Origin of the sequence: Clostridium sp. AF32-12BH (genome assembly GCF_003477935.1) — a bacterium.
Lineage (GTDB): Bacteria > Bacillota > Clostridia > Lachnospirales > Lachnospiraceae > Brotaphodocola.
This window is the reverse complement of sequence record NZ_QUEH01000008.1, coordinates 181778-188698: the sequence shown is the minus strand read 5'-3', so window position 1 is coordinate 188698 and position 6921 is coordinate 181778. Positions and strand designations below refer to the sequence as shown.

The window sequence follows — 6921 nt, the reverse complement described above, 5'->3', positions numbered from 1 at the left end:
TAAAGCGTGGAATGGGCAGGAAGCGGTTGAGCTGTTCAGAAAAAGTGAACCTGGTGAATTTGATGTCATTCTTATGGACATTATGATGCCGGTAATGAATGGTTATGAAGCTACAAAGATGATTAGGTCTCTGGACAGAGAGGATGCAAAGGAGGTACCGATCATTGCAATGACAGCAAATGCGTTCACGGAGGACAGAATAAAAGCAAAAGAAGCAGGGATGGATGAACATGTTGCTAAGCCTGTTGATGTGGAATTACTGATAAAAGTAATTCATAAATTGGTGAAATAATTGATAGGGCAGTGTTAAATAAGCGATGAAATATAACTTTTCGGAAACTCAACGAATGAGGTTCTAACTGAAAATTGACAACTGAATATCGTGTAGAAAAAGAAATTTGAGAAAAATGAACATAAACATTGGACATAGCTGGTACTATGCCTTGAAAAATCTTATGGAATCGCTTAATATATCATTATTAGGCGGTCAATCCTAATAATGATTCTTGAAATGCCTCGATAGATGGCATTTCCCAGGCATCAAGATGTTGTAGAATCATGATGCCATAGAGGCGGCAGTACCACATCCTTGTAGAGCGGTGTCTGCCGTCTTCTAATTTATAGTCCTCTTTCTCACGCTTGTTGGAGCGTTCTACGGAAGTACTTCCATCATATTCCTTTTTCCATGCTTTACTGTCTCTTGGCGGTATGTTAAATAATCTTGGATTATCTGCCGTAAAAATGTGTACGGTTCTTCCGTATTTTGCAGGTGAACAGGGATGCTCACAGAAGCAGCCACGTGTCCGATTTGATTTTGGACAACGGTATTTCGCCCGGTGCTTAGAAGCCTCATATCCGTCTTTATGCATATGTAAGCCCATCTTACAGATCGGGACGCCGTCCTCATCAATGGTGAAATCGTCCTTATAAGTGAAATGTCCGGTATGTCCGGGATTAAGGTCGATAAAGGGAGTGATATTTTTCTGTCTGCAGTACTCATAGACAGCATAAGCGTCATGGGCGGAATCCAGAAGGAGTTTTTCAATACGGAACTCCGGAAGGTATGCTTTCATGGAGAAAAAAGAATGCAGAAAAGAAAGCATATCATGCCGGGAAGCACGCTCTAAAAGAGGGAATACGGGAAGGTCACTATGGGAATCGGAGGCCACATACATGTAGAGGTGGTAGCCGAAGAAATAACATTCCCGATGGGAGTCCCATCCCCAGTTACAATCCGGCTGGGAATGCTCATGTGCGGTAGAGTAACACACAAGAATTTGATAGGCAGCAGCCGCACTATTCCGTAAAGTAAGCGAATAATAAAAATCTTACCACTAAATACTCTAAAAATACTCTAAAAATAAGTAGAAATAAATTGCTTTTTATAGTTATTTGTTGTGTAATTTATACAAAAGGATAGTTCAGAAAGAAGGGGATCCCATTGAATTTACTTACAAAGAATAAACTTACAGAGCATGATGTATTCGAGTTTATGAAAGGGACTTTTTCTGGGACACATTGGTTGGAGGATTCTCTCTATATTCCAGAAGATTTATTTCAGCAGATGGAACTGGAAAAAATTTTTAATATTTGTTTAAATCATTTCTCTTATTTTGGAGTCACAACAGTAATTCCAAGCGAGTGGAATAATGTGAAGCAAGTAACGAAAAAAGATTTTCCATGTAGTTTTAAAATTATTGCTGAAATTGACAACTGGGTTCAAGTATGTTTTGAAACAGAAGAATGCTTCACTATCTGCGGAATATAATACCGTAGCTTTGAGTTAATATGAAAAGGAGGAAAAGTATGAAGAAATTCATTAGACATTTTGTAAGTTTCTTTTTGGTCGCTGTAATGATAGTATCTTCCAACATCACAGCTTTTGCCGCAAATGAGAAACCAGTAGATTCACGCTTCTTGCCAGAGATTACTTATACAGAAGATAATACATCTACAACAAGAGTTCCTAATTTGATTCCAATAACTGTAAATCCATATTACAATAAATTAGTTGTACATGTTGGCAACTTAGGAGTCGATAGTATAGATAGTGTTACATGGAAAGAAACGCAAGCAAAATCGAACGTATTTTCGATTTTGCTTGCGTTTCAGACGCTTTCATCTCGGCAATTGAATAACCGAGGATTCTCGCTTATTATCCTAAATCTGGGTGACCTGGTTGATCTGCCAACCAAACCTTGTGCTATTTACAGCCGTGCAGCGTAGGGTATAAGTACGGGATGCTTTTACAGTATATTGAAATACAAATTGGATGCTAGTAATGGAGTGCAAACAGGAGTTATCATAATCTTTAAATGAAGCATCTGTCAATTCAATTTCCTGGATTGAACGAATAGCGGGGAAACCATATAATCCCCTAATGATATAATCCTGTGATTCGTAGAAAAACTTTTCTGTCAAGGCAGCATCCGGCAGCAGATCAATATCCTGTTTTAATTGGGCGAAAAGCCACTGCCGCAGGCCGCGCTCAATGTGAGACCGGATAAAATCTATATTAATGGCAGTCGACTTTACAGCAGTTGCAGTTAAGAGCTGCTCAAATGAATTTGATTTTTGTTTTCTTTTGAAAAAGGGCAGTCGGTTCACACTTCATTTCCTCCTAGCTATTATATCGCAAGGATAAGGCTACATAATCACAAGGGGCAGCGTTTAGGCTCGGCGCAGCCTCTTTGTATCTGGTCATCCATCTGGAGTCTGTTGAAACATAGTCTGATACCACCTCTTCAGGGGCGTGGCTGCGCAGCATTAAAAGAATGGAAAAATTACGGAGCTGCTGCAGCGTGAAAGGACGAACTCCGGCCCGCAGGCAGGCCTTTTTGATTTCCAATAACAAGTTGCGCTGAGTAAATGGGCATTGCTTGAGTCTGGTTAGAAAAAGATTACCTGTTTCATTGTATGTTTGCTCGGAAAGCAGTAGTAGCAGTGAGAAGAGGTCAGATGGAACCTTGATAAAACGGTTCCTGATTCCCAAAATCATAATCCCACACTGATCAGTCTGGCCATTGGTAACCAGCTGCTGGATTTTTAAGCCACAAATTTCTTCCGTTGTTAAGCCCGTGCGAAGAACCAGTGAAATAATTGCAAACAAGGTTACATTCTGTTCATCCATAAGTGTAGATAATACGCGGTCGATATCCCGCATGGTTATCCCAACAACAAGTGGCTGTTCACATTCGAAAGAAAACTCTGGAAAGAGTCCGGAAAATCTTCCAGTATCTGAAATTTCTGCAGGCTCCTCACGTTGAAGATCTGGGACTACCATATCGACATCATCCGTGTCGTTGCAGGCTTCTGCATCTAAATACCGTGCAAATGCTCGCAATGCACGGATCCGTGTGCATAAGGAATGAGTGGAATATTTATCGCGCACAGAAGAAAAGTAATAATGCACATCCTCTGCAGATATCTGCTGAATGTCCTTTTTCAGTAAGTTGAAAAAATCAGCAAACATATAGGCATATTCATTCGCTGTTCTCGTATTTTTGAAATGTTTACGGTATTGAGAAAATGCATCCAGTGTAAAGTCGGAGCAATAGGGAGTAAGCCGTGATAAATCTACTGGATCCGGCTGCTCTAAAATATTCTGGAATATTTCTTCGGATATTTGCATGAAATCCTCCTCAAATCGGGTGATGATACAGTCCTAGTATAGATTTATTATACTATGAGAAAGAATTGAAATCAACGAAAGTGGAACATATATTCGAACAAATAGTGCCAGATGCGTAGTGAACTACATCGGCAATTGAATTACCGAGCATCTGATTACGAAGCATAGCTCCGTAGCTTCAGAGGTGCGTCCATGACACCCGTACTGCTACCCAGATGGGTTACACAGCTACTTTTATTGTTTTTGTACTGCTCAGCCCGGTTACGGGCATATCAATTTCTTTACCGGATACGGCATGATACTTTCTCAAAATATTATAAGCTCCTACTGCATCTACAATGCAGATGCCACGCTTTTTTTCGATTTCTTTTCTCTGCATAAATGTGCGATACTTTTTCTGACTGCGGCGGACATTGACTGGAATAGCTTTCTTCCTGTCTTATCAGGCAAATCCCTTTCATTTTAAGCTTATATTCTAACTGCATATAGATACGGGCATATGGCAGACTGTGAAGCTTCTGGTTGGTTTTCCTCCCCAGGTTTCTCTCTTTACGAATCCCCTTTATATCTCCAATTACAACCGTATGAATACAATAGTTCGTGATATATCGTGTCATCTAAAGAACTGAATGTAAATAATGTTTACGTTTACTTAGTAAACGTAAACATTATATGGAAAATATTCTACGAATACAGAAAAATGACCATAAAGTTAGAAAAAGATTGGAAAAAACATGTAATCTGCCTATAATATAATTATAAGTGAAAGCATACGCATGAATACAAGCAGTTCCATCCATATTCCTGATCATCATTGTTGGAAGATTATTTTCCTACAGATAATAGACAATCACTTATGAAGATGATAAGACATGAGCTATGAAATGCAGAAATAGCTACAGTTGGAAAGAATGATGCTTGCTAAAACATAATGGGGAGAAGAGGCGACGAAGGGGAAAAAGCAAAAAAAATACACAGAGAATCAGTCTATACAGGGTCCGGCTGGAAAAAGATCGTGATTTAATGAAAGAGCGCAGAGTGACCGGCATTGCAGCTCCGGAAGAAATTGTGGAAGTAATAAAGCCGGTTTTTGATGGGCTGGACCGAGAACAGTTTGTGGTTCTGTATCTCAATATGAAGCTGCATCCGATTGGTGTGGAAATTATAGCAATCGGGGGAAGCTATGAATGCAATGTAGAGATCAAGAACGTATTCAAAGGTGCGATTGTGGCCAATGCGGTGGCCATCGCGGTTGCGCATAATCATCCAAGCGGAGTACCAAAACCGTCGGACGGAGATTTTACATTAACACGCCAGATTGCATGGGACGGGGAAATATTAGGAATCTGCTTAATGGATCATGTAATCATCGGTGAGGATACATTTTACAGCATGAAAAAGGAAAACCCAGGTGTATCGTTAATCGACATAGGTTTAGATCAGGAAGAAATGGATGCGTAAAGCAAACTGCAGAAAACTGAAAAGTTGTGAATAACTGTGAAGCCTGGATGAATCAGGATGATCGGAAATCTTTTTGACGGATTTTTGCTGTGTTAGGAAGTTACCTACATTGACATACCCAAAATCACGATAGGATAGTGGTTCATAACTATTCGCTAAACACTGGTTTAACGAATAGTTGGAAGTAGAGAGGGGTTATCCGCATTTAAACTGACCTCTCTATGTGGTGCAATCACTGTGACATCTGGATTTTCACCTTCTCTTGTTTTATCACATGTTCTACTTGGCTTTAAGACTTTCGATTAAGTCTACTGGTTTTGCAACGATACTTTCTGTCACTTCCAGATTATCACTAAGAATATTAATGTGCCAGGAAGAAGTAAATTCATCATATTCAATACCGGTTACATGTTCCGCAAGTATCTGTCGGCGTTCCTCTGCTTTTTTCTTCAGCACACTAAGCATATCTTTTTCTGTTCCACAAAATGAATAGAATGAAACGATGCAGTCACAATCTGCAACGATAATAATATAGTTCATCAAATATTCCTCCTGACATTTAAAATTTAGGATTTCCACCACTTTGGAAATTATAATCATATTCCCGGCAGGTGAATTTCTGCCTGCGACATAAGAATTCAAACATTCAGAAAGAAAGGCGGTAAATATGGCACGTGAAATAAACGCAGAACTGCTGGATACTAAAATTGAAAAAGCACAGCAGGATCTGGTGAAAGCAAAACAGCGATATGATGTTGCGGCAGCAACATTAAAAGATCTGTTAGATAAGCGGGATGCACTTCGTCAGAAAAAGCTATTGGATGCCATAGCACAGAGCGGACGGAGCTATGAAGAAATCATGCAATACCTGCACAGTAAACCTGAAGAGGAGTGATCAAATGTTAGCGGAATACTATTTTGCAGTCAGGTATGGAGATATCATTATTCTTCTCTATCATGAAGATATGATGTCTGTACGGGAATTATTATTTAAGAACAGCCATAAGGAAAAGACAATGAAAAGATTTTTAGAATACTGCTATATGATAGATGTAAAAGTAGCATTCGAAGGTTTGAAAGGAGAAAAAACCAAAGGGTTAAAGGGAGCTCTTAAATTTGCGAAAGAACATGATATGTGTATGACTGAAGCACAGATTCAAGGTGCCAATAACATGTAAATTTCCAGCCTGAGATGCATTTAGGGCTATTTCAGGCTGGAAATTAAGGGATTTTTTCCAGCACCTTTATCTGCGTGATTCCCTAACTCGCCAGAAGCCCAATCATGCCTGCTGTGATTATTTTCACCCTTTTGCAGCACAATCTGTCCTTTGGCAATGTCTTCCCCTGCAAAACAGTAATTCTGGTATTCTTTCAATTATTGAAACACAGCAACGGTATGTACTCCGGTTACCGAAGTATCTTCCTGGCGCACTACACAGTCGGCACCTTCCGGGATCGGCGCTCCAGTCATGATCCGCACCGCCTGTCCGGGCGCTACTGTATATTGCGGTGGGTCACCGGCACATACGCAGCCAATTACCTGCAACACCGCCGGATTGTCTTTCCCCGCCAGTTCCAGATCCTGATGCCGTACCGCGTAGCCATCCAGCGGAGAGCGGGAAAATGGCGGCTGGTTCATCGGCGCAGCGATCGTGTCCGCACTGATTCTGCCCAGTGCTTTTAAAATTGGGATCCATTCTGTTCTCTGCATTTTGGTGGACCGCCTGTTCCAGCGTATGACTGCCTGCCATGTTCTTTCTCTCCTATTTCACAGCTTGGATTTGTCTATTTTTTCATTTTCTCACTCAGCTATATTTTATGAAACCTAG

14 protein-coding genes are annotated in these 6921 nt (G+C 40.4%); 6 read left to right on the top strand and 8 right to left on the bottom strand.

Annotation, left to right across the window (positions count from 1 at the left end; all coding sequences use genetic code 11):
* Nucleotides 1-292, top strand: a 292-nt coding sequence (locus DWZ40_RS20060; protein WP_243035298.1) for a response regulator, incomplete at its 5' end; no start/stop codon positions are given.
* 187 nt (nt 293-479) lie between these two features.
* Here DWZ40_RS20060 and DWZ40_RS10135 read toward each other — a convergent pair.
* Nucleotides 480-1073 carry a hypothetical protein gene (locus tag DWZ40_RS10135; RefSeq protein ID WP_243032080.1) on the bottom strand — a complete coding sequence of 198 codons (594 nt, stop codon included), beginning with the start codon at nt 1071-1073 and terminating at the stop codon, nt 480-482.
* 368 nt (nt 1074-1441) lie between these two features.
* Between DWZ40_RS10135 and DWZ40_RS10130 the strand changes: the two genes are divergently transcribed.
* Complete coding sequence (locus DWZ40_RS10130; RefSeq protein ID WP_118542929.1) at nt 1442-1768, top strand: hypothetical protein; 327 nt, start codon at nt 1442-1444, stop codon at nt 1766-1768.
* A 38-nt stretch (nt 1769-1806) separates the two neighbouring features.
* Complete coding sequence (locus DWZ40_RS19295; RefSeq protein ID WP_147353364.1) at nt 1807-2226, top strand: hypothetical protein; 420 nt, start codon at nt 1807-1809, stop codon at nt 2224-2226.
* On the opposite strand, the gene DWZ40_RS10125 is transcribed toward DWZ40_RS19295, so the two are convergent.
* From DWZ40_RS10125 to DWZ40_RS10115, 4 genes are all read right to left on the bottom strand, one after another.
* On the bottom strand, nt 2161-2607 hold the full coding sequence (locus tag DWZ40_RS10125) for a hypothetical protein (RefSeq protein ID WP_118542928.1): 447 nt from the start codon (nt 2605-2607) through the stop codon (nt 2161-2163). The genes DWZ40_RS19295 and DWZ40_RS10125 overlap by 66 nt on opposite strands.
* Before the next feature lie 13 nt (nt 2608-2620).
* On the bottom strand, nt 2621-3631 hold the full coding sequence (locus tag DWZ40_RS10120) for a site-specific integrase (RefSeq protein ID WP_118542927.1): 1011 nt from the start codon (nt 3629-3631) through the stop codon (nt 2621-2623).
* A gap of 220 nt (nt 3632-3851) precedes the next feature.
* On the bottom strand, nt 3852-4010 hold the full coding sequence (locus DWZ40_RS19565; protein WP_182431711.1) for a hypothetical protein: 159 nt from the start codon (nt 4008-4010) through the stop codon (nt 3852-3854).
* Nucleotides 3946-4248, bottom strand: a complete 303-nt coding sequence (locus DWZ40_RS10115) for an IS200/IS605 family accessory protein TnpB-related protein (protein ID WP_118542926.1) — start codon at nt 4246-4248, stop codon at nt 3946-3948. The genes DWZ40_RS19565 and DWZ40_RS10115 overlap by 65 nt, the downstream gene beginning before the upstream one ends.
* A gap of 406 nt (nt 4249-4654) precedes the next feature.
* Here DWZ40_RS10115 and DWZ40_RS10110 point away from each other — a divergent pair, with 406 nt between their 5' ends.
* Nucleotides 4655-5092 (top strand): JAB domain-containing protein, encoded by a 438-nt coding sequence (locus DWZ40_RS10110; RefSeq protein ID WP_118542925.1) that lies wholly within the window; start codon nt 4655-4657, stop codon nt 5090-5092.
* A 279-nt stretch (nt 5093-5371) separates the two neighbouring features.
* Here the strand turns inward: DWZ40_RS10110 and DWZ40_RS10105 are convergent, their stop codons facing one another.
* Nucleotides 5372-5632, bottom strand: a complete 261-nt coding sequence (locus DWZ40_RS10105) for a hypothetical protein (protein WP_118542924.1) — start codon at nt 5630-5632, stop codon at nt 5372-5374.
* 127 nt (nt 5633-5759) lie between these two features.
* Here DWZ40_RS10105 and DWZ40_RS10100 point away from each other — a divergent pair, with 127 nt between their 5' ends.
* Together DWZ40_RS10100 and DWZ40_RS10095 are read left to right on the top strand one after the other, a co-directional pair.
* Nucleotides 5760-5987, top strand: a complete 228-nt coding sequence (locus DWZ40_RS10100) for a hypothetical protein (protein WP_118542923.1) — start codon at nt 5760-5762, stop codon at nt 5985-5987.
* A 4-nt stretch (nt 5988-5991) separates the two neighbouring features.
* A complete protein-coding gene (locus tag DWZ40_RS10095) occupies nt 5992-6270 on the top strand; it encodes a hypothetical protein (protein ID WP_118542922.1) in 279 nt (92 codons plus the stop codon).
* Nucleotides 6271-6296: 26 nt separating this feature from the next.
* On the opposite strand, the gene DWZ40_RS19815 is transcribed toward DWZ40_RS10095, so the two are convergent.
* Entirely contained in the window at nt 6297-6467 is a 171-nt protein-coding gene (locus DWZ40_RS19815; RefSeq protein ID WP_195715012.1) for a hypothetical protein, read from the bottom strand.
* Nucleotides 6468-6803 (bottom strand): hypothetical protein, encoded by a 336-nt coding sequence (locus tag DWZ40_RS10090; protein ID WP_118542921.1) that lies wholly within the window; start codon nt 6801-6803, stop codon nt 6468-6470.
* Nucleotides 6804-6921: the final 118 nt, after the last annotated feature.

Bases quoted from the DNA above. Each gene is read 5' to 3' on its own strand.
- DWZ40_RS10115 (WP_118542926.1), bottom strand. From the start codon at position 4,248: ATGACACGATATATCACGAACTATTGTATTCATACGGTTGTAATTGGA.
- DWZ40_RS10110 (WP_118542925.1), top strand. From the start codon at position 4,655: ATGAAAGAGCGCAGAGTGACCGGCATTGCAGCTCCGGAAGAAATTGTG.
- DWZ40_RS10100 (WP_118542923.1), top strand. From the start codon at position 5,760: ATGGCACGTGAAATAAACGCAGAACTGCTGGATACTAAAATTGAAAAA.
- DWZ40_RS19565 (WP_182431711.1), bottom strand. From the start codon at position 4,010: ATGCAGAGAAAAGAAATCGAAAAAAAGCGTGGCATCTGCATTGTAGAT.
- DWZ40_RS10095 (WP_118542922.1), top strand. From the start codon at position 5,992: ATGTTAGCGGAATACTATTTTGCAGTCAGGTATGGAGATATCATTATT.
- DWZ40_RS10105 (WP_118542924.1), bottom strand. From the start codon at position 5,632: ATGAACTATATTATTATCGTTGCAGATTGTGACTGCATCGTTTCATTC.
- DWZ40_RS10120 (WP_118542927.1), bottom strand. From the start codon at position 3,631: ATGCAAATATCCGAAGAAATATTCCAGAATATTTTAGAGCAGCCGGAT.
- DWZ40_RS10135 (WP_243032080.1), bottom strand. From the start codon at position 1,073: ATGAAAGCATACCTTCCGGAGTTCCGTATTGAAAAACTCCTTCTGGAT.
- DWZ40_RS10090 (WP_118542921.1), bottom strand. From the start codon at position 6,803: ATGCAGAGAACAGAATGGATCCCAATTTTAAAAGCACTGGGCAGAATC.
- DWZ40_RS19295 (WP_147353364.1), top strand. From the start codon at position 1,807: ATGAAGAAATTCATTAGACATTTTGTAAGTTTCTTTTTGGTCGCTGTA.